The organism is Streptococcus sp. FDAARGOS_256 (assembly GCF_002289235.2).
GTDB lineage: Bacteria > Bacillota > Bacilli > Lactobacillales > Streptococcaceae > Streptococcus.
The window spans coordinates 645,866-666,820 of record NZ_NTGM02000001.1; the positions used below are offsets into that span (position 1 = coordinate 645,866).

The 20,955-nt window shown below is 38.9% G+C and carries 14 protein-coding genes, 1 tRNA gene and 1 riboswitch; of the genes, 3 read left to right on the forward strand and 12 right to left on the reverse strand.

Annotation, left to right across the window (positions count from 1 at the left end; translation table 11 throughout):
- Positions 1-330: 330 nt before the first annotated feature.
- A tRNA-Thr gene (locus A6J84_RS03385) sits at positions 331-403 on the reverse strand.
- A 105-nt stretch (positions 404-508) separates the two neighbouring features.
- Positions 509-1,021 (reverse strand): QueT transporter family protein, encoded by a 513-nt coding sequence (locus tag A6J84_RS03390; RefSeq protein WP_095726047.1) that lies wholly within the window; start codon positions 1,019-1,021, stop codon positions 509-511.
- A riboswitch (PreQ1 riboswitch) is annotated at positions 1,019-1,115 on the reverse strand. (Overlaps the previous gene by 3 nt.)
- A gap of 28 nt (positions 1,116-1,143) precedes the next feature.
- Here A6J84_RS03390 and A6J84_RS03395 point away from each other — a divergent pair.
- Entirely contained in the window at positions 1,144-1,581 is a 438-nt protein-coding gene (locus tag A6J84_RS03395) for a GtrA family protein (protein ID WP_095726048.1), read from the forward strand.
- Between the two features lie 79 nt (positions 1,582-1,660).
- Positions 1,661-2,041, forward strand: a complete 381-nt coding sequence (mscL, locus tag A6J84_RS03400) for a large conductance mechanosensitive channel protein MscL (RefSeq protein WP_033629813.1) — start codon at positions 1,661-1,663, stop codon at positions 2,039-2,041.
- A 40-nt stretch (positions 2,042-2,081) separates the two neighbouring features.
- Here the strand turns inward: mscL and hemH are convergent, their stop codons facing one another.
- The 6 genes from hemH to pitA all read right to left on the reverse strand — a co-directional run bounded on the left by hemH (position 2,082) and on the right by pitA (position 9,594).
- Positions 2,082-3,176 carry a ferrochelatase gene (gene hemH, locus A6J84_RS03405; RefSeq protein ID WP_095726049.1) on the reverse strand — a complete coding sequence of 365 codons (1,095 nt, stop codon included), beginning with the start codon at positions 3,174-3,176 and terminating at the stop codon, positions 2,082-2,084.
- 77 nt (positions 3,177-3,253) lie between these two features.
- Positions 3,254-4,126, reverse strand: a complete 873-nt coding sequence (gene srtB / locus A6J84_RS03410; protein WP_095726050.1) for a class B sortase — start codon at positions 4,124-4,126, stop codon at positions 3,254-3,256.
- Positions 4,127-4,201: 75 nt separating this feature from the next.
- The gene (gene srtB / locus A6J84_RS03415) at positions 4,202-5,203 is read right to left on the reverse strand and encodes a class B sortase (protein ID WP_084944506.1); all 1,002 of its coding nucleotides are present in this window, start codon (positions 5,201-5,203) and stop codon (positions 4,202-4,204) included.
- Between the two features lie 16 nt (positions 5,204-5,219).
- Positions 5,220-6,485: a Spy0128 family protein gene (locus A6J84_RS03420; protein ID WP_044020831.1), complete on the reverse strand. Its 1,266-nt coding sequence runs from the start codon at positions 6,483-6,485 to the stop codon at positions 5,220-5,222.
- Positions 6,485-7,036 (reverse strand): PI-2 pilus system signal peptidase SipA, encoded by a 552-nt coding sequence (gene sipA, locus A6J84_RS03425; protein WP_000924790.1) that lies wholly within the window; start codon positions 7,034-7,036, stop codon positions 6,485-6,487. The genes A6J84_RS03420 and sipA overlap by 1 nt, the downstream gene beginning before the upstream one ends.
- Entirely contained in the window at positions 7,036-9,594 is a 2,559-nt protein-coding gene (gene pitA, locus A6J84_RS03430; RefSeq protein ID WP_095726051.1) for a PI-2 pilus tip adhesin PitA, read from the reverse strand. The genes sipA and pitA overlap by 1 nt, the downstream gene beginning before the upstream one ends.
- A 358-nt stretch (positions 9,595-9,952) precedes the next feature.
- On the opposite strand from pitA, the gene pepT reads away from it, so the two are divergent.
- Positions 9,953-11,176, forward strand: a complete 1,224-nt coding sequence (gene pepT, locus A6J84_RS03435) for a peptidase T (protein ID WP_049477720.1) — start codon at positions 9,953-9,955, stop codon at positions 11,174-11,176.
- 36 nt (positions 11,177-11,212) lie between these two features.
- Here the strand turns inward: pepT and A6J84_RS03440 are convergent, their stop codons facing one another.
- From A6J84_RS03440 to A6J84_RS03455, 4 genes are all read right to left on the reverse strand, one after another.
- On the reverse strand, positions 11,213-14,266 hold the full coding sequence (locus A6J84_RS03440) for a pneumococcal-type histidine triad protein (RefSeq protein WP_095726052.1): 3,054 nt from the start codon (positions 14,264-14,266) through the stop codon (positions 11,213-11,215).
- A gap of 290 nt (positions 14,267-14,556) precedes the next feature.
- Complete coding sequence (locus tag A6J84_RS03445; RefSeq protein ID WP_095726053.1) at positions 14,557-17,079, reverse strand: pneumococcal-type histidine triad protein; 2,523 nt, start codon at positions 17,077-17,079, stop codon at positions 14,557-14,559.
- Between the two features lie 7 nt (positions 17,080-17,086).
- On the reverse strand, positions 17,087-18,004 hold the full coding sequence (locus A6J84_RS03450) for a metal ABC transporter solute-binding protein, Zn/Mn family (RefSeq protein ID WP_070697111.1): 918 nt from the start codon (positions 18,002-18,004) through the stop codon (positions 17,087-17,089).
- Between the two features lie 194 nt (positions 18,005-18,198).
- Positions 18,199-20,736, reverse strand: coding sequence for a pneumococcal-type histidine triad protein (locus A6J84_RS03455; RefSeq protein WP_095726054.1), 2,538 nt, complete (start codon positions 20,734-20,736; stop codon positions 18,199-18,201).
- Between the last annotated feature and the right edge of the window lie 219 nt (positions 20,737-20,955).

Here is a 20,955-nt window from a genome sequence, read left to right on the forward strand (position 1 = left end):
ATTTCTATAATAGATGTATTATACTACTTTTTACAGAAATTGAAAAGTATTTTTAGACTATATTTTCTGAAAACTAAAAATCCCTAGTCATTGACTAGGGACTAAGAGGCATCTTCATGTGATGAGCAGGTTCACACAACTCATCAAGGTCCGCTCCTGCGTTATGACCTCCTTATGCTCAATAGTAGTCCGAAGACTACCTATCGACTCATCGCATCTACTATTCTACTAGATAGGGGGCACTTTTGTCAACAGCCAAAACGCTTTAACTTCGTTTATACAGGTAGATAAGAAAAACCTTGGTCTCCCAAGGTCACTTTGTTTCTATCATGCTAATTGCCGGGATTGAACCGGCGACCTCATCCTTACCATGGATGCGCTCTGCCAACTGAGCTAAATCAGCTTACCTAAAAAGTATACTATAGTTCTATGTTCTTGTCAAGCGCTCTCTTTTAATTTTATGGAATGAAAAAAGCTAGACTTATCAAGAATCTAGCTTATAAACTTCTTATTTTGTTAGATCGATTCGCTGTCCCAGTTTACCAATCAAAATCGCTCCCACTATAAGTGATGCAAACTCACCAATTCCAGTAGAGAACCATGTGAACAAGAAGGGAGCTTCTGTCAAGATATGGAGTTCAGCTGCAATGGTGATCATTGAAATAGAGAAGAGGATTGAAAAGAAGAAATGATCTTTTCGAATCAATCCGTTAAAGAGGTAATCTTTGCTGTATTTTGCAAAGAGCCATACCCCTAGACTAAGGAAAACTAGGGTAGAACCTCCACCGACAAAGACATCTATTAGGCCAAAACTACTAAATAAATTAGCAATCATGCAACCAATCGTCACACCAATGATGTATTTAGGGTTGTAAAATGCCAAGAAATTCAACATTTCTGAAATACGGAACTGATACGCCCCAAAACTAAGAACATTGATTGGTGGTGTAATAGTCAAAACCACATAAATAGCAGCAACAATAGCAATATCTGCCATGTCACGAACAGTTAAATTTTTCATGTTTTCTCCTTTGGCGGTTTCCCGCGTAAAATATGCTTGGTGAAAGAAGCTAAGCACCAAGGGTTGAGGTTATCAACCTTACTAGTATAGCACATTAGCCCGCTTTATGCTATACTAAAATCATGAAAAGACTAATAAAAGCTTTCTTTGATAACGAGATTCTCTCCTACCTATTTTTTGGTAGTGCTACTACTCTGGTTTCTATTGTATCGCGTTTGGTTATTTACCATATCAGCCACCAGGAAATCCTCGCAACTGCCCTCGCTAATATTATCGGGATTCTCTTTGCCTTTCTCACAAATGATACAATCGTCTTTAAACAAGAGAGAAGGAATTGGCCGACTCGCCTGGCTAAGTTTTTCTTAGCTCGTCTCTCTACTCTTGGACTGGACCTTCTTTTAACTTATATCTTTGTTACAACCTTTCCTGATGTTATTGGCCAGTTTGTTGAATATAATATAGATAGGGTTAATATGATTGAAACTATCCTAGCACAAATTTTGATCATCATTTTAAACTATATTTTCAGTAAAATCTATATTTTTAAAAGGGACAACTGACCGCTTTAAGCGTTCAAGTTGCTTTTTGTCACAATTTAGGATATAATAAATTAGAAAATTAGGAAAGGAATTTATGAAAATGTTAAAGGATCTTAAAGAATTCTTGCTTCGTGGTAATGTCGTTGACCTTGCTGTCGGTGTGATCATTGCCTCTGCTTTTGGTGCTATCGTTACTTCATTTGTTAATGATATCATCACTCCACTCCTATTGAACCCAGCCTTGGAAGCTGCGCAAGTACAAAACATCGCTGAGCTTGCATGGAATGGTGTTACATATGGTAAATTCTTGAGCGCTGTTATCAACTTCCTTGTTGTGGGTACAGTTCTCTTCTTCGTTATCAAAGGTATTGAAAAAGCTCAAAACCTTCGTAAGAAAGAGGAAGTGGTTGAGGAAGCACCTGCTGCTCCAACTGAACTTGAAGTTCTTCAAGAAATCAAAGCTCTTCTTGAGAAAAAATAAAACAGATAAAGGATCTAGCTTAAAGCTAAATCCTTTTTCTTTACTCTTTTGGTAACTTCCCAGCCTTTTCGAGCATTTTCTTAATCAAGTAAGGCATCTTCACATTTTCACGACCTTTTTTCTCAATGAGTTTTTTGACAAATTCTGGCATCTGAAGGTCGTCTGTCTCCTCCATGATGTCCTTGGTAGTTGCCGAAGGTGCTAACTCATCAAAAGTTTCTTCTTCTGGGAGAAAAGCTTTAAATTCTTTGTCTTCATTGGCTCTTACAGTAGCAACTAAAGCGTCAATTAAACGGCTATCTGTATTGGGCATAGGTGGGCGATGATAGGTGACACCTAATTCTTGACACAACTCATAACATTCTACATCGTTGTCAAACAAGACTTCAATGTGCTCACTGATAAAACTAATCGGGACAAAAATATAATGCTCTGGATGTTGCTTTTGTTCTCGTAAATATTCTAAGACATCTGGCTTAATCCAAGGGATTCCAATATCGCTTTCGCTCTGCCAAGTATTGGTATACTGGTCGGCTGTTAGGCCGAGTTGTTCAGCGATTAGCTTGCTATTATCAAAAATCTGATCGATATATGGATCTCCATAGTCCAAGGCAAAAATGGGAACACTGTGAGCTGAAAAGATTACCTTGAAAGGCTCTTCTCCCACATGGTTTCGTAAAATTTTTTCAATCTCATCTGTCCAGAAGTCCAGCAAAGGCTGTTGTTGATACCAGTCCTTAATTACTAAAAATCGGATCTGCTGACTTTCCAAAAACTTTTCATACCCCATCACCGAGTAAAAGGAATAATGAGGTTCCAAAATCAAGCAGATACATTCTTCAACACCATCAGCTTCCATCTGCTTGATCACGTCTGGAATAAAGGGGCGAGAAAACTTATTGGCAAAGTAGATACCGTACTCCTCCCCTATACGTTCTCTTACTAAAGCAACTTCTTCCCTTGTAATCCGCTGCAAAGGTGTCCCACCGATAAGGACGTAGTTGTCATAGAGGGTCTGAATCTCGTGGTCTTCGGGTCTAACACCACGACGAATGTTTGTAAAAAATTCTGCTACTCCTTCAAAACTAATCTCCTCTGGAGATCCAAAGGTCATCATCAATATTGCTTTTTTCATGTTATTATCCTTATGTTATTATTTTCACTATCTATTCTATCATGAAAGAAAAAAATAGTAAACGCTTCCGACGTCTACTATTTCTTTTGTTCTTTTGTCTTTCTATCTCGCCTTATGATTAGGATGATAACGACAAGGAGTAAAATAACGATAATCAGGAGAAGAAAGGCAAGGATATAAATCCAATGCGTTGGTAGGCCTTGATCGAAATACCGCGTCCCTACTGCTTCCCCACTTTTATCCTGGGCTGCTTTTACTGGTGCATCCGTTATTTTAGCTAAGAGGATATGCCGTCCGTTGGTAATATTAAGGAAACAGGTGCTTAATAAAACAATCTTGTCCGTTGAGGTCAAGGAAACATCTCGCTTGTACTTGGCTTTACTTAGCAAATATTGATAGTAGGCCTGGTGTTCCTCATCGTTGGAACTCAAAGTTCGGTAAATCTCCGTGTCATAGGCATCTACTTCTAAAATTCCAAATATCTCAAGCCCTCGTTCACGGCCGTTATAATAGATAGAGCCATAACGATGCTTTTCAAAAAAATCTTGATCCGCAAATTTTTGAATCTCCCCAAACATAGCACCAGAAGCCATGGAGTGACCATAAATGATGGTGTTAAAGTCCGTAAAATTTGGGTTAAAACGATAGTCTAGGAATATAGAACCTGACACAGTATAATCACCAAAAGCATTGCGGTCAAGGTATTTGACATTGTCCTGACTCTGCAAGAGGGGATAGTCTACCTTGGTCCCATCAAGGCTAATCCAACCACAAACATCCTTGTTGAGATGCTGCAAGGTTTCAAAGCCCGTACTGCTGGCATCCTTTTCAATGGGATTATAATGATCATAGTCACTTGCAAGGACTCTATCAGCTGTAAAAAGACAGAAAAAAGCTAGAAAGAGGGATAGAATGACCTTTATAACTTTGCGACTCGTATTTGTTTTCATATTTCCTTCTTTCTCCTTTCTAGCCTTGAAAATAAAAGAGCAAGAGAGGCTGTCCCTTTCTCTTTTATTGGTAGTTTAGTCAGTAATGGTATCTGCTCCTTCTTCCTTTGCTTCTCTTCTACGACGCAAGATCAAGTAGAGGATGATGAGCAAGAATATTAATAGCAAGAGCAAGATAAATAAGATGATGTACCATATCCACAAAGGAATCGATGAGAGAAATCGTCCAAGTGACGAATCATCAAAGACACTGTAAGGGAATGGTTTTGATTTTTTCGTATGGAAGGTGTTCTTTGGAACTGTATCCGTAATCTTGGCAACTACGATATGTCTCCCATTTGTTACGTCTAGGAAACAGGTACTGAGAAGGATGATATGGTCATTTGGCCCCAGTGTAATGTCTCGTTTGTGAATGGCAACCGAGAGTAAGTGATCGATATATTCTTGGCGCCGATCATCCCCATTAATACCTGGATCGTAGATGTTAAAGTCATAGGCGTCCACCTCGAGCATTTCAAAGATTTCAAGACCTTTTTCTACGCCATTATAGTAAATACTACCGTAGCGATGCTGATCAAAAAATTCCTTATCAGAAAACTTTGCTACATCTCCAAACATAACCCCATTTTCTACATGGTGCCCGTAGATGATGGTATTAAAGTCTTCGAACTTGGATTCATTTCGAGCCTCAAGGAAAATAGCTCCTGTAGCTGCAAATTCTCCCTTGGAATCCTTGTTCAGGTATTTTTCATTGTCTTTGGCTTGGACTAAGGGATAGTCGATATTGGTGCCATAGACATTGATCCAGCCGAGAACCTCGGGATTGACTTGCTGTAGCTTGTGAAAGCCAGAAAAACTAGCAAGCTCATCCTTCTCAGTGGTACTCACTGGTCTATAGGCCTCATACTCACTTGATGAAGCCTGAGAATAGACCTGATTGGCATCCCAAAGGGCGTAGAAACCAAAGAGAAAGACTAAGGCTGCCAAGAGGAGCAGGATATGATTCATCAATGCATCTACAGCAAGGACCAGACGCCTAGACAAACTCCTTTTTGGTTTCTCACGCTTGATTTTCATCGGTCAAACCACTTGCTTAAGCTTGTCTGCGTTTTTTAGACAAAACAACAAATCCAGCCAAACCAAGACCAATCATCAAAATGAAAGGAAGGTTGTCAATCAAGAGACCAGTAGGGGTAACATTTGGCAAGCTATTTGTAATGGTATTATCATTTGTCTTTTCACCGACTAAAATACTAGTTTGAGTAAAATCAGCTGAAGCTGTACCCGTTTGATTCCTTATAACTCCATTTTCATTATATGAGGCTGTTGCTTTATAACCTTGAGATCCTGATTCAACTAGTTTATAGCGAGTACCTGCAGGTAGATTGTCAAATACCAAAGATTGATCATGGTGAAGGGTAATTGTTTTTTCTTTCCCATTCTCAAATGTATAAGATGTGGAACCAACTTGTCCGACAAATGTACCTTGATCGTCTGTTGAAGCTTTTGTAAAAGTTAACTTAAAGGTAAAGTCTTTTGTTTTATCAGCCGAATCACCTTCTACCAATTTTTTGATTACTAAAGATTTTGCGCCTGGATTGAAATTTTCTGGTTTAGGTTTATTTGGTGTTGGTTCATTTGGATTTGTGATTTTACCCGCATTTTTCCTGTAAGTATTTACAAATAAATCATATTTATAAAGTTCGCCCTTCTCAGATGGTTTTACTTTAGCAGTAGAACTTGTAGACACTAGTTTGAAATATACAGATGAAATATAAACACCTGAGCTTTGCTTATTTTTTACAATAACGTGCATTTCATAGCTACGATTATCATATGTCATAGAATCAATTGGTACGCTATTTTTCAGAATTTGTGCCCAACCAACATTTTGAGTTTCTGCTACAGTATAAACATATTCTCCGGCGTGTGTGTAGGTTACGCTTTCGAAAATATTTCCAGTATCTTTCTTAATACTAGTTTGATTTGGTTGCAAAAGATCACTTTTAGAATAAACTACATTCTTTGCAGCTATTTTTCCATTTGAATCAGAAATCGTTTCATAAGGTGCACCATTTGATGATGTACCAGTTTTTGGGGTGAAAGTAAATGTAAAAGTTGCTTCAGGTGTTGTAATTCCTTCCGCAATATTCAACACCTTATTAATAGCTACTTTTGCACTTGTTTCACCATTTGCTTTGGCAGTTGCCACATCATTATCATCCGCAAATGTTGGCACTCCTCTAAAGACCGACAAGGCGGTTACAGCTGCAATACTTGCAGTAACTAATTTTTTCAAAAATGTTTTTTTCATGATTATTCCTTTTATTTTTAAATTTCTTTTTTCATAAACTGTCATCAAAAGCCCCGTCGCCTTAGGACTGTTACCACCTTGCCATGGGTATCCTGTATAGGAATGGTTCCAAAAGCACGACTATCTACAGCCGTTGTTCGATTGTCCCCGAGGACAAAGAGTTGTCCTGCTGGGACTTTCATTGGGAAGGTAGCCCCTTCCTTATAGAGCAGCGTTTCTTTGTAGATATCCTGCTCTTGTTGAGGAGAACCGTTGATGATGAGACCATTTTCGTTTATATCGATCGTACTTCCTTCGGTTGCTATGACACGCGCCACTCTTTCCTTACCCTTATAACTATAGACGAGCAGATCACCAATCGAATAACGTTTATCCAACCTATAGTAGACAACCAAGTCGCCATCTTTTAAGGCTGGCTTCATGCCATCGTCATTGTATCTCAATAGTCCAAAGACAAAAAAGTAAAGGGTGGCCAGTACAAACCCAACCATCAGAAGCTTACTGACTAAGTAGAGGATATCTCCCCATACACTCGGCGGAGACTTATCCCGATTGACTTGTGTTACTGTTTTCTTATGTTTCTTTTTAAGTAGCATTATTTTCTCCTATGTACCACTAGATATCCGAGTAGGATTGTAAAGAAGATTCCCCCTAGAGGAAGGATTATTCCTAACATGAGTGTACTGCTGAGGAAGTCAACTCCGGTTTCAGGCACGCTATTCTTATTATTCGTGACTGTCGCGGACTTGTCTCCATCCAGCTTGCCTTCTTGATTTTCATAAGATACCTGATATCCACTAGAAGAGTTTGATTCCTCTTCTACGGTATAGTGACTATTGAGTGGAAGTCCATCAATTTTTATGGTTTGATCTTTGTTTAGATCAATAGACACTCGACCATTCGTAAATTGCAGAGGGGTTCTTTTATTATTTACCGTTGCAGTATAGGTTCCATTCAGTGGACTATTCTGAGCATCCCTAATGTTAATGGTAATCTTGAAGGATTTTAATAGGTTGGCAAATACACCCGTAACCTTTTTTGTAACTGATAAACTTGGAAGCTTGTGATTCGTGACAATACTGGTTTCGTCTTTATTCAGATCGCCCTCTTGATTCTCATATGTAACGTGGTAACCGTTCGTTGATGCCGCTTCTTCTTCAACCTTGTAATGGGTTCCTCGAGGAAGATAGCTTAGAATACCTTTCCAACGTTTTCGTTTTTCGACACGGATCTCCGCTTCTCCATTCACAACAGTTATATCGCCAAAAGTTCCATTCAATGGTGTAGAATCAGGAGAGGTTAGTTTTACCTTAATCCTAAACTCTTTGTTCAAGTTACTTTCAGCTTCCAACACTTTCTTAATCGTCAGACTTGGCAATTGTTTATAGATTACCTTGAAGGATGGTTTAGTTTCTGTACCAACATTTTTTATTTCTTTGGTAAAGGCTGGGACGTCCGGTGCAATTAAATCGTATTGATATCCTTTGGCAACTTTTTCAAAGTTCCTCGTTTCATTAAAGATATTTGTTCTAACATTTACATTAGTCTTTCGATAGTCTTGATTATCAGGACCTCCGTTCTTGTTCTTTTGAACCAGTTTCAGTTCAACATTACTCGGTTGATCAGCTGTTATAACAGTATTCTTACCCGTCACACCTTGCCATTCAACTTCCACTGGTACCGTTAATGGATCTGAAGGCTTAAAGGTTGGGTGGTCAGAGTATTCTTTGGTCTTGGTTTGAGAGGTGCCTATTCCATAGGAATAGGTGACACTGGCACCTTTATTGGAGTAGAGTTTATTGACATCAGAACCTTCAGCATCACCAGCCTCTAGTTTTTTATCACCAGCAATGGCATCTAAGGCATCTTGACTTGATGTAACAGTAAATTTGAGGGCGTACTTCACACCATCATCAAGAATGTAGTTGGGATTAAATTTTGCTGTTACTTCGACCAGACCATTTTCATTCTTCCTTGTTTCCAGCGTAACCTTATCTGATCCCAAGGTTTCCTCTTTATCTTTTTCGATTTTTACAACTCGAATATTTGAACTGTTATCGGGAAGAAGTTGAACATATTTGGACAAAACATCCTTGATGGTCACATGGTGAACACCTAGAGGAAGGATTTTCTTGGTGATTTCCTTAAATTGTTCTCTCAATTCCCTTTCATTGTTAGCGGATAATATTTCGTTTGGAATGGAAGAATTATAACTACCAATGTACTCTTTTAGTTTAGAAATACTATCTGTACTATTAGAGTAGCGGAATTTGATAGAATAAAATCCATCAATCTTGGGAGCAAGATAACCAGAAACTGTTTCAGTAAACGTGTTTAGATTGGTTTGATACCACGATGGAGCTATTTCTGTTACACCATCATTATTGCTCCAATTGTAGATCGTATAGCCTCTAGTATCGTAGTACATGTTCGCAAAACCATCTGACAAAAGAATGACAACCTTTTTTGCACTTGATCTGGCTGACTGAAGTAATTCTGTTGCTGACTGAAGTCCTGCTCCAATATTTGTACCTGTACCTATTCCTCCTTCGTAACCAATCGAATCACCACTATTATCAACAGACATTCTAGAAACCATTCTTTTGGCTCCTTGAACATCATTGCTCCAGTTTAATACTGTCTTAGCATCATCATGAGAGGAAATACCAGAAAAGTACCCCGCCCAAGCTGGCCATTGATAATAACTATTGTAACGTTGGTTATCTATTTTCCCAGCAAATCCAACAATTGATAAACGGTTGTTAGAGTTTGAAAGGATTGTATCTATCAAACCACGACGACCGTTTTCGCCTTGGAGTGTATTTTTCAGAGCTTGAAGCCGACTAATCAAAGCCCCACTAGAGGAGTTGACATCCTGATAAGTCATACTTCCAGATAAGTCTGCTACAAGTACGACATCTAAAGGATCTGACTGTATCTCAGCACCAAGTGCAGACGTGATATCCAATGACAACTCATACTTGTCATCCTGTCCTGATATCGGAGTAATTGTTTTATGAAGGGTTGTCTGAGGTTCTGTAGTAGAATCAGCATTTAACAGACTTATCGGAGCACACAAAAAGAGAATAGCTAACAGTGTAACTAAACGGCGTGCAATAATTTGAACTTTCTTAAAATCGAAGCGAATGTTCATTTTATTCTCCTTAACTAGAATGTACTAATATTGTTACTATATCAATCTAGGACATTTACAAGATAATTGTACAATAAAGTTCACGCAGTGTCAATTAATATGATTAATTTTATATTATGTTAATTAATAAAAGAGTATGATTCTTCTTTGTCTTTCAAACTATTCTATGGTAAAATGAAAAAAGAATAAAAAAATCTCATAAAATATCAATGCATATATTTTATTCTAGAATATCCAAAATTTCATTTGAAAGTCTATTGAATTTGAATTATTATATTTTTTCAAAATTCATGAAATTTTCAGAATAAGGTTTTTTCCGAAGTTTGCATTCTATTTTATGATTGTTAAAGGAGTTTTTATGACTTATCCGAACCTTTTAGATCGTTTTTTGACCTACGTTAAGGTCAATACTCGTTCTGATGAACACTCTACTACTACTCCAAGTACGCAAAACCAGGTAGATTTTGCGACCAATGTTCTTATTCCCGAAATGAAACGTGTCGGTCTGCAAAACGTCTACTACCTTCCAAATGGTTTTGCTATTGGTACCTTACCAGCTAATGATCCCAGCCTGACACGCAAGATTGGCTTCATCTCCCACATGGACACTGCTGACTTTAATGCTGAGGGAGTTAATCCGCAAGTCATTGAAAATTACGATGGTGGAGTTATCGACTTGGGTGATTCTGGATTTAAACTCGATCCTGCTGATTTCAAGAGCCTTGAGAAATATCCAGGCCAAACGCTTATCACAACTGATGGCACGACCTTGCTGGGTGCTGATGACAAGTCAGGGATTGCTGAAATTATGACTGCTATTGAATATCTGACTGCTCATCCCGAAATCAAACACTGTGAGATTCGAGTTGGTTTTGGACCAGATGAAGAAATCGGTGTTGGAGCTAACAAATTTGATGCTGAAGACTTTAACGTTGACTTTGCTTATACTGTTGATGGTGGTCCGCTAGGTGAGCTTCAGTATGAAACTTTCTCAGCAGCTGGTGCTGAATTGCATTTCCAAGGGCGCAATGTTCACCCTGGTACTGCTAAAGGACAGATGGTCAATGCCCTTCAGCTAGCGATTGATTTTCATAATCAACTTCCAGAGAATGACCGACCTGAATTGACAGATGGTTATCAAGGTTTCTATCATCTTATGGATGTGACAGGTAGTGTCGAGGAGGCGCGTGCAAGCTACATCATCCGTGACTTTGAAAAAGATGCCTTTGAAGCTCGTAAAGCAGCTATGCAAGCCATCGCTGACAAGATGAATCAAGAGCTTGGGAATAATCGCGTGACCTTAACTCTGACAGACCAGTACTACAATATGAAGGAAGTCATTGAGAAAGATATGACTCCTGTTACCATTGCCAAAGCCGTAATGGAGGATCTGGGAATCACGCCAATTATCGAACCAATTCGTGGTGGAACAGATGGGTCTAAGATTTCCTTTATGGGGATCCCAACTCCTAATATCTTTGCTGGTGGTGAAAACATGCATGGACGTTTTGAATACGTCAGCCTTCAGACAATGGAACGTGCGGTGGATACCATCATTGGCATTGTAGCTTATAAAGACTAAAAAAGACGAGGTAGCTCAGCTACTTCGCCTTTCTTTTTATTCGTTTGGTTGAGCACTTGGCTCAGACTCACTTTGTGCTTGCTTTTCTGTTGGTTGAGAAGCAGCTGTTTCACTGTCTTTCTCGGACTTAGATTGGCTATCAGTTTCACTTGCTTTTGAACGGAGTTCCTGGTTCAAGCTAATGATCTCTTTAGCTAGAGTGAGGAGACCTTCTTTATCACTGCTTTTGGCTGCAAGTTGATCAAATAGGGCATCAACACGTTCAAAGTCAGCATCAGATCCTTTGTTATCCTCTAAGTACTTGTGAAGAGAGAGCAAGACATTATAGAGCTTTTGGTAGATGATCACCGTTTGTGGATCCTGTTCTGCTTCTTTTTTCTCTCGTTGGATAGTCGCTGCAATACGATTCAAGAGATCCTCAAGTTGTGTTTTAGCTTCGTCAAGGTCTGCATTTTCCTTTTCAGTAGCCGCTTTGATATTAGCTGCTTCTTCAGCTAGGGATTGTTTGACACCATCTTCTTTGACACGTGCTAGAAGTTGGGCAGCTTTAGTTAGGAGAGCATCCACTTCTTCCTTCTTAACATGGCTAACCCGCTCTTCGGGCATAAAATCACCGTAGAGCTCTTTTAGGAATTCATAGATGGCGGTCTTAGCAGTTTGACTATCTACTTTTTCCGTATCTAGAATAGTCTTACCAGCTTTTGTAGAAACGGGTTCTTCTTTGAGAGCTTCTTCTACTTCTAGCTTAGTTTGGTAAATAGTTGGGAATAGCTTGTTCAAGTCGGTTGCTTTGAGGAAAGATTGTGACTGGTAAAGTTCCCATGTCAACTTGGCAACACGGTTTCGAAGTTCTTCTCTCAAACGACCATCAGACACATGTTCATAGAAATACTTGATGTACTCTACTGTTGTAACCCCTGTTCGATCTCGGAAATCTTGCAAGGCCTGAAGTTTCGCTTCAATGGCAGCCAACTCTGTCTCATCCTGTGCTAGTTTTGCTTCCTGCAAATGTACCAAAAGATCTTTCTTAGGAAAGCCATAAGTGTCTGTATCCAGTGTATTGATCTTATTTACAAGGGCTTGGTACTTCTTATCTAAAGGTGAAGTTTCAACCGGTGCCACACTTTGATCCACATGGATATACTGTTTATCAAAGAGATCCAAGGCTGCTAGATATCCAGCAGTTGAGTTTGTTGCCAGTTTTTTCATATTTTCGGTGAATTGCCCCAAAGCAAGTTCAACACGTCTCTGCATGATTGGCTGGTCTTTGTAGAGACTTCTGCTATCTGCTAAAAGTTGATCCACCTTAGATAGAACTGTTTGTTCATCAAATGCTCCAGGTTGATAGGTCGATTGTAGGGCCGGAATCTTGTTTTTCAAAGCTACTTCATAGCCCTTAGTTTGAACCTTGATGTAGTGATTGTGGTCTCCGTGAGGAATCACAAAACTACCACTTTCTACCTGTAAACTATAAGGAGATACCCCATCACGTAGGGCAGTCGTATACAGTTCATTTAGGAAATCCATTTCTGGATTTCCAGTTTGGAGAGGAATACGAACATGTTCTTTTCGAACAGCATAGGGATGGATATGGGTTGGATCATAGGCTTGATCCGGATTTCCAAAGACAAAGAAGCCGTTTGAAATACGAATCGCTTCGAGCGGAACCCCGTAGGTCTGTGAGATATACTTGATTTTTTCTTCATCGCTAGCATCTCTTGAGAAACTTTCCACAGTCTTTGCAAGTGGTTGAACGTGCTGAGACTGATGATTTTCTTTCAAGTGATCTTGGGCAGCTTTGATTTGGGCTGCAGTCAAGTCCTTCTTAAAGAAATAATGAGCGTGATCTCCATGAGAAACTACAAAACCTTGCTCATCTTCACTAATAACACGGTCAGCTGCAAAACCATGATCATGTTCTTCACCGTAGTGATGGTCATGCTCCTCTCCATCATGGTCATGGTCTTCATGGTTGGTATCCAGACTTCCATGGTTACCGTCTTGGTCATGATGATGATCTTGTTGAGCTGGATGTTCTGCTGGTTTACTTGGATTTTCTAAAGGTGTTGGTTTCCCACTGTCGCTAGATAAAGGAATCATTCGCGCAATCTTTTCTTCCAAGGCAGAAAGCTTTGTATATGGGATGAAATGATAGTGATTTCCATGAGGAATCGCTACGCCACTTGGCGTTCTACTTGAAATCTTAGCAGGGTCAAAAATCAAGCCATCTGATTCAGCATAACGTTGACTACTTGGAAGAGCATAGAGTTGCTGCAATAGACTTTGAAGACTCTCAGCTTGATTACTTGGTGTTTCAGCCTGTTGACTTGGGTTGGTAGTTTGACCAGTCGCGTTTGGACTAGGACGATAGTCCGTCACAGTCGGTTGTTTTCTAGTTCCAGAGAGGTAAGTTTGAGCAGCTGCCAATTCGCTAGCAGACAAGGAACTCTTTGGAATGTAGTGGTAATGTCCACCGTGAGGAACGATGTAAGCATCACCAGTATCCTCTATAATATCAGTTGGATTAAAGATGTAGCCATCATCTGTAGTATAACGGCCTTGAGATTGAGCAAGTGCCACTGCACTGTTAGAAGTTGGTGCATCGTGAGTATGACCTTGTTTTTGGCGCTCAATTTCGTCCTTCGTACGAATATTATCAGCATGAGCCGCATCTTTAAGGTAAACATAATACTTACCATCCACCTTGATAATATAGCCACCCTTGATTTCGTTGACAATATCAGCATCCTTTAACTGGTAATCAGGGTCTTTCATCAAAAGTTCTTCACTGAAAATCGCATCAAAAGGAACTTTACCATTGTAATAATGGAAGTGATCACCGTGTGAAGTCACATAACCTTGATCGGTGATTTTAACGACAATTTGTTCAGCCTGAATGTCTTCTTTTTTGCTAACTTGGTCTGGTGTCTGGGTCTCTGTTTTTTGAGAGTCTTGTTTACCATCGACATAAGATACACGATTATTGTCCTTATTTTCCTGCGATCTATACTGGTTCAATGCATAAGCGCAAAGACTCAAGGATACGATAAGAGCTGATCCAGCTGCTATATATTTTTTACTGAATTTCATAAATCCCTCATTTCAATAAATGATGAAGCTATTTCTTAACTTCTTTTTTTCGGTTAAACAGTTTTCCTAAACCGGTTATTTAACCAATTAATTAACCAGTAAATAGTTTACCTTTTTTAAGTTTATCTGTCAAGATTTTTAGTGAAAGAGACTCAAATTATTACTTTAAGAATCCTTTCTTCATTTTTTAGACAGGAAATTTCATCTTTTTATTAACAAATAAAAGGACATTATTCTATCCAATAATAGAACAATATCCTTTCAACTAGATGATTTTTTGTCAAAATCTTCTAAGGTTTTATTTGCTTAAGAGTTTTAATATCATAGGTTACTAAATCCCCATTCTTATTATAAAACTGAACTCCTTCTGCTGAAAAAATAAGGTATTTAGAATCAATTTGAGCAATTTGTGTTATTTTATTTATATGATCTTTTAAAGTGGCCTTATCTAATCCATAATCTGGTATATCATCGTAATCATCTTCTTTATTTTCTTCTGCTTTAGGTTTGTCTTTTTCAACCGAAGGATTGCTGCTAGTCGCATCTGCCTCATTTTGAGATTTATTATCCTTTGGTTGTTCATCGACTTTATTTGAATCGGATGCATCTTTCTTTGTTTCCGATTTCTTATCTGAAGAAACTAGATGTGAATTAGAAGAATCATTTGTTGTTTCTTTTTCTTTAATTCTTTTAGCAATCAACTCTTGAGCTTGTTTCCACTCTTTATCTGATAAATCAGACTGATTGATATTTCTCAATGAATCACCACTAGCTTTTGGAATACTGAAAGATTTATCTGCCCAAATATAGGTTCCCTTTGCCAATACATCCTGAGGATCAAAAATATATCCATCAGGAGTTGCAAACTTGCCTTCTTTAAGTGCTTTCTGAACTTCTTCCGCAGAATGGATAATTTGCCAGTTCTGCATTCCAGGACGTTTTTCAAGAGGAGTTACATTAGCAATAACAGATCCAGCATCATCATGACCTGGTTTTGACCAAATTTCGGGACGAACCTCGGGGTGTTGCATGACATATTTAATAGTCGCAATTTGATCAGGCTCTAACCATGAGTAAGGCACAACGTGAATATGATCAATATGTGGGATAATGAAGGAAGTTCCAGTATCATACGTAGTATTCGCTGCATGCATAGGCAAGCTAGATACATCTACAGCCAATCTTGGCTTAATTTCTGTTTCTACAATATCATAACGATAATTATCTTTATCTTTAAGCATTAGTTCCTGCTCAGAAAAAGCTATTTGAGTAAGATCGAGTTCTTCACGTGAATAAAAATAATCTTTACCACCTTCATTGATTATATAACCAATTTTACTATTTCTAGAAACTTTTTTAGTTACTTTTTTATAATCAAACTTTGGTTTTTCCTTCGCATCTGAGTGAATTGAGGAAACGATGTCGTCTGGATTTTTACCAGTTTCTTGAATCCATTTGGCAACTTCATCCAATTCGAATTGTTCTAATTCACCATATCCCATATAATGGAAATGATCTCCGTGTCTGGCAATAACACCTGATTTATCAACAGAATCGATGGAATCTTTGCTAAATATGTATCCATCACTCGTATCATAAGGTTTACCATCTAAACCTTTTCCATAAGCTTTGATTGGTCGCCCTAAGAACTTATGAACTACTTCTCTTGATACTAAAGGTTTAATATCTGTACCAATTTGATTTAATCCATTTTGCCCTTTTAACGGAATCATTCTTGCAATCTTCTGCTCTAAATCAGACATTTGAGAATAAGGGATAAAGTGATAATGATCTCCGTGTGGCACTGCAACACCATTCGCAGTTTTTCTGATAATCTGCGCTGGATCAAAGACAAGTCCATCTGACTCCACGTGTCGTTGACTAAGTGGCAAGGCATAAAGTTGTTTCAAGAGACTGGATACGTCTTCACTTGGACTTGCTTGATAACTATTATCCACTTGTGGGCTAACAGTTGGAGTCCATCTTCTAGTGTTTGCCACAACATTGCTTTGATTCGTTTGTCCATATGAACTACTACTATTCGAAGCATCTGATGAGCTATTGCTAGAAGAATTTGTAGACGGACGATACCCAACTGAGCTTGTTTGACCACCTTTACCAGATAAGAAGGCTCGAGCAGCAGCTAATTCACTGGCAGACAAGTCACTCTTAGGAATATAGTGGAAGTGATTACCATGAGGAACGATATAAGCATCGCCCGTATCTTCGATGATATCAGATGCATTAAAGATATAACCATCATCTGTTGTATAGCGTCCTTGAGCTCTGGCTACAACTACTGCCTGATCGTTAGAACCTCCTCCGTGATTACTACTATGTTCTTGTTTCTGACGAGTAATTTCTTCTTTTGTTCGAATATTATCCGCATGAGCCGTATCTTTCAGGTAAACATAGTATTTCCCGTCTACCTTAATCACATAACCACCCTTGATTTCATTAACAATATCTGAATCTTTCAACTGATAATTCGGATCTTTCATCAGCAACTCTTCACTGATGATAGCATCATAAGGAACCTTCCCATTGTAATAATGATAGTGGTCACCGTGTGAAGTGACATAGCCTTGATCAGTAATTTTGATGACAATTTGTTCGGCATTGATGCCTTCTTTTTTACTGACTTCATCAGGTGTCAAAGTCTCTGCCTTTTGACTCGGTTGTTTTCCATCTATATAGGAAACACGATTATTTTCCTTGACTGTTCTAGCTTGATACAGTCCCAACTCGTAAGAACAAACACTTAAAATTAAAGCTGCCGCAGAACCTGCTAGATATTTTTTATTGATTTTCATAATTTCCTCATTTTAATTCTTCTGCAAGAACATTCATATTTTCTTCTAAATTTTCTAAGTAAGTTTTGTCATTTTCAGGATCTGCTTCCAAAGGATTGAGTGTCTTTAGGTTAACTCCTGTTGATTTTACCAAGGTCTCAGCGACTTTAGAAGAGGCATTGCTCTCAGTAAAGATGGTTTTGACCTTATAGGTTTTGACAAATTCTTGGATTTCTGTTAGTTGTCTCGGACTTGGCTCTTGTTCAGGAGAGATACCAGCAATTCCAAGCTGTTTCAATCCAAACCGTTTAGCAAGGTAAGAAAAGGCTGTGTGTTGTGTAACAAAAGTCTTTTGGCTCGCTTTTTCAAAAATAGGCTGGTACTTCTTAGTCAATTCTTGGGCTTTAGTAATAAAGTTTTTAGCATTATTTTGATACGTTTCCTTATTAGCACTATCAATCTCCGAAAGTTTGTCAGCGATAATCTGAGCTTCTTCACCTGCTTTTTCTGGATCTAACCAAGTGTGAGGGTCATAGAGTGTTTTTTCATCAATACCGTCACCAGCTTCTACATCTTCTAAGCCCGGTACACGCTCCAACGTCATCCCTTCAGAAGCTTCTAAAACTTTAACTTTTGAGTTTTTCAAGTTAGGATCCAAACTTCCCGCCCAAGATTCGAGCGTATGAGAATGGTAGACAAAGACATCCGCGTCATAAATGGCAGCAATGTCATTTGCTGACGGTTCAAAGGAGTGAATTCCACTACTAGACTGAATCATCCGTACATCATTCAAGTCCCCCGATACCTCTTTGACCATGGCATAGATTGGATAAAAACTTGTGACAATCTTCATTCCTTTTGCTTCTTGTTTTTCTTTTTGACTACATGCTCCTAAGACAAGAACCAAGAGACCTGTCATTAATAATAGAAATGTTCTTTTTTTCATCGTTACTCCTTAACTAGTATTTAACCATTTAATTAACTAGTAAATAGTTTATCTTTATTTACACTATATGTCAAGATATTTTACATATTTTCATGAAAAAAATGAGAACTAGAACTTACATTCTGCTCTCATTTTAGATTAATCTTTTCTAGTTCTCCTATCCTGTTTTTAGGAGCTAGAAAATACTGCTACGGCTACTTACTCTCCCTTAACAAAGCCAACAACTTTTCAGCTTCAGCCATAATGGTATTGTTATCCTGAGCACCAAATAGCAGGTTATTTTTTAAGCCAGTGAGAGTTTCTTTGGCATTGGACTTGATAATGGGGTCTTGGATCTTTGCAAGTAACTCTTCAGCCTCTTTAAACTTCGCTTCAACCTTTTCAGTCTCGACCTGAGGTTCTTCTGGTTCCTCTGGTGATTCTTCTTCCGGCTCCTCAGTTGGTTTTGGAGATTCTGGTTTCTCACTTTGAGGCTTCTCTTCGCGTGGCTTTTCTTCCTCAGGTTTGTCTGTCCGAGGTTTCTCCTCTGATGGTTTTTCCGCTTGATTGTTATCAGCTTGACCATTTTGGTTTCTTTGAACATGGTCACTTGCATTCCCCCAACCACTATCTGAATGCGGACGTTCGTTTGGATGTTCGACATAGTACTTGACAGTCGCAAAGAGATCCTCAAGAGTATACCCCTTAGGTGCCTCATAAAGTCCTTCGTCAAACCACTCAAATTTGATGTTATGGTAATGATCATAATGAGGAATGATTAAACTACCGTTTTTAACTTCCACGGTATGTTGGAGATTGTAAGGCATACGATCAAGCGGCACCTTTTTAGCTGCTTTCACGCGGTTGTAGATAGCTTCTGCTCCTTTAGCCTCCGTATTTCCTGGATTCTGATGGTCTGTTGAAGGAGGAGTCAAACCTTTCTCTTTAGCATAAGCCTGGGCTGCCGCTCTTTCGGCTTCAGACAAACTATCTTTTTTAATCCAATGGCTATGGGTCATATGTGGAGTTACATAGGCATCCCCCTCATCACTGGTGATATCACGAGGATCAAAGATATAGCCATCTTCTGTTGTATACTTGCCTGCCAACTTGGCTACTTGAATCTCATCATCTGTGTAAGCTATTTGCGCATTTGGTTTTCCTAAACGTTCTGGATGACGAATCGGTGCTAGATAGGCCAAAATATCATCCACCAACTTGACTTTATCACTTGAAGCATCATTGAGTCGTTCCAAGAGTTTATCCAAAGCGTCAAAATCAACTTTACGACCTTTATTATCAAGTAAGTCCTGATGAATTCTTGCTAGTAAATCATAAGCCTTATTGTAAAATCCTCGATCATCAGATGGGAGATTGGTTTTCTTAGCTCCGAGTTTATGAGACAAGCTTTCTTGCTTGGCTAGTTTACTATCAATGGCTGCTGCAGTTTCTGCTGAAAGTTCCTTGGCAGGAATATAACGAGAGATTCCATTCTCCTCAAATACATAGCCATCAGCTACTTTTCGAATCACCTGTTTAACCAATTTTTCATCAATTGGATTGCTTGGAGTTGGTTGAGGAGTTGGTGCAGGTTGTGGGCTTGGACTAGGTTCCGGAGTCGGTTGTGGACTTGGTTGTTCTGGTCTTGAATCCGGCACCCTATGGCTCGAACTGTACTGTAGAGGAATAATACGAGCGATTCGTTCTTCCAATTCAGACATCTGTGTATAAGGGATGAAATGGTAATGGTTCCCATGAGGCACAGCAACTCCTCTAGCTGTTCGACTTGTAATCTGTGCTGGGTCGAAGACAAGGCCATCAGATTCTACGTGTCGTTGGCTGAGCGGCAAGGCGTAAAGTTGTTTCAGAAGGCTATCAATATCCTCATCACTTTGACTTGCTTGACTATCGTCACTACTGTTGTTAGATGTGTTCGTGTTCGTATAGCCACTGCCTTGGTTATTATAGGATGGGCTCCATCTATCTACATCGCTGCTAGCACTGTTGTTATTGGTACGGCGATAAGTAGGCGCCTTTGATTGGCCACTTCTACCAGATAGAAAGGCTTCTGCAGCAGCCAATTCGCTGGCTGATAACTCGCTCTTAGGAATGTAATGGTAATGGTCGCCGTGAGGAACGATATAGGCATCACCAGTATCTTCAATGATATCGGATGCATTAAAGATATATCCATCATCTGTGGTATAACGTCCTTGTGAACGTGCCAAGGCTACCGCGCCATCATTTGCTGAAGTCCCTCCTTCACGATGCTGACTATGTTCTTGTTTTTGCCGATTGATTTCTTCTTTTGTACGGACATTATCCGCATGGGATGCGTCCTTAAGGTAAACATAGTATTTTCCATCTACCTTGATAACATAACCACCCTTGATTTCATTGACAATGTCTGAATCCTTCAACTGATAATTCGGATCTTTCATCAGCAGTTCTTCACTGATGATAGCATCATAAGGAACCTTACCATTGTAATAATGATAGTGGTCGCCATGTGAAGTGACATAGCCCTGGTCTGTTATCTTGATGACGATTTGCTCCGCATTGATGCCTTCTTTCTTGCTAACCTCATCAGGAGTCAGATTCTCCGTTTTTTGCGCCGCTTGTTTTCCATCTATATAGGAAACACGATTATTTTCCTTGACCGTTCTGGCTTGATACAGTCCCAACTCGTAAGAGCAAACACTTAAAATTAAAGCTGCCGCAGAACCAGCAAGGTATTTTTTATTAATTTTCATCGAAACTCACTTTCTTTTTTGATATTTCTAGTTGCAATTCATTTCTAAATTGCAGAAACTCCTCTCTATTACTTAACTGGTTAATAGTTTACTCCTAAATTTTCAACTTGTCAAGAACTTTATGAACCAGTTAAGTATTTTTTTATTCTTCACCGCTACTTTCTCTAGAATGGACTTTATATAAAAAAGATTTTCTTGAAAATTATTTAAAAAATCCCT

What these genes read in the sequence shown, in the direction of transcription:
- srtB (WP_084944506.1), bottom strand. Translation starts at nt 5,203, where the DNA reads ATGAAAATCAAGCGTGAGAAACCAAAAAGGAGTTTGTCTAGGCGTCTG.
- A6J84_RS03420 (WP_044020831.1), bottom strand. Translation starts at nt 6,485, where the DNA reads ATGACAGTTTATGAAAAAAGAAATTTAAAAATAAAAGGAATAATCATG.
- A6J84_RS03390 (WP_095726047.1), bottom strand. Translation starts at nt 1,021, where the DNA reads ATGAAAAATTTAACTGTTCGTGACATGGCAGATATTGCTATTGTTGCT.
- hemH (WP_095726049.1), bottom strand. Translation starts at nt 3,176, where the DNA reads ATGAAAAAAGCAATATTGATGATGACCTTTGGATCTCCAGAGGAGATT.
- pitA (WP_095726051.1), bottom strand. Translation starts at nt 9,594, where the DNA reads ATGAACATTCGCTTCGATTTTAAGAAAGTTCAAATTATTGCACGCCGT.
- srtB (WP_095726050.1), bottom strand. Translation starts at nt 4,126, where the DNA reads ATGAAAACAAATACGAGTCGCAAAGTTATAAAGGTCATTCTATCCCTC.
- sipA (WP_000924790.1), bottom strand. Translation starts at nt 7,036, where the DNA reads ATGCTACTTAAAAAGAAACATAAGAAAACAGTAACACAAGTCAATCGG.
- A6J84_RS03455 (WP_095726054.1), bottom strand. Translation starts at nt 20,736, where the DNA reads ATGAAAATTAATAAAAAATACCTTGCTGGTTCTGCGGCAGCTTTAATT.
- A6J84_RS03395 (WP_095726048.1), top strand. Translation starts at nt 1,144, where the DNA reads ATGAAAAGACTAATAAAAGCTTTCTTTGATAACGAGATTCTCTCCTAC.
- mscL (WP_033629813.1), top strand. Translation starts at nt 1,661, where the DNA reads ATGTTAAAGGATCTTAAAGAATTCTTGCTTCGTGGTAATGTCGTTGAC.
- A6J84_RS03445 (WP_095726053.1), bottom strand. Translation starts at nt 17,079, where the DNA reads ATGAAAATCAATAAAAAATATCTAGCAGGTTCTGCGGCAGCTTTAATT.
- A6J84_RS03450 (WP_070697111.1), bottom strand. Translation starts at nt 18,004, where the DNA reads ATGAAAAAAAGAACATTTCTATTATTAATGACAGGTCTCTTGGTTCTT.
- pepT (WP_049477720.1), top strand. Translation starts at nt 9,953, where the DNA reads ATGACTTATCCGAACCTTTTAGATCGTTTTTTGACCTACGTTAAGGTC.
- A6J84_RS03440 (WP_095726052.1), bottom strand. Translation starts at nt 14,266, where the DNA reads ATGAAATTCAGTAAAAAATATATAGCAGCTGGATCAGCTCTTATCGTA.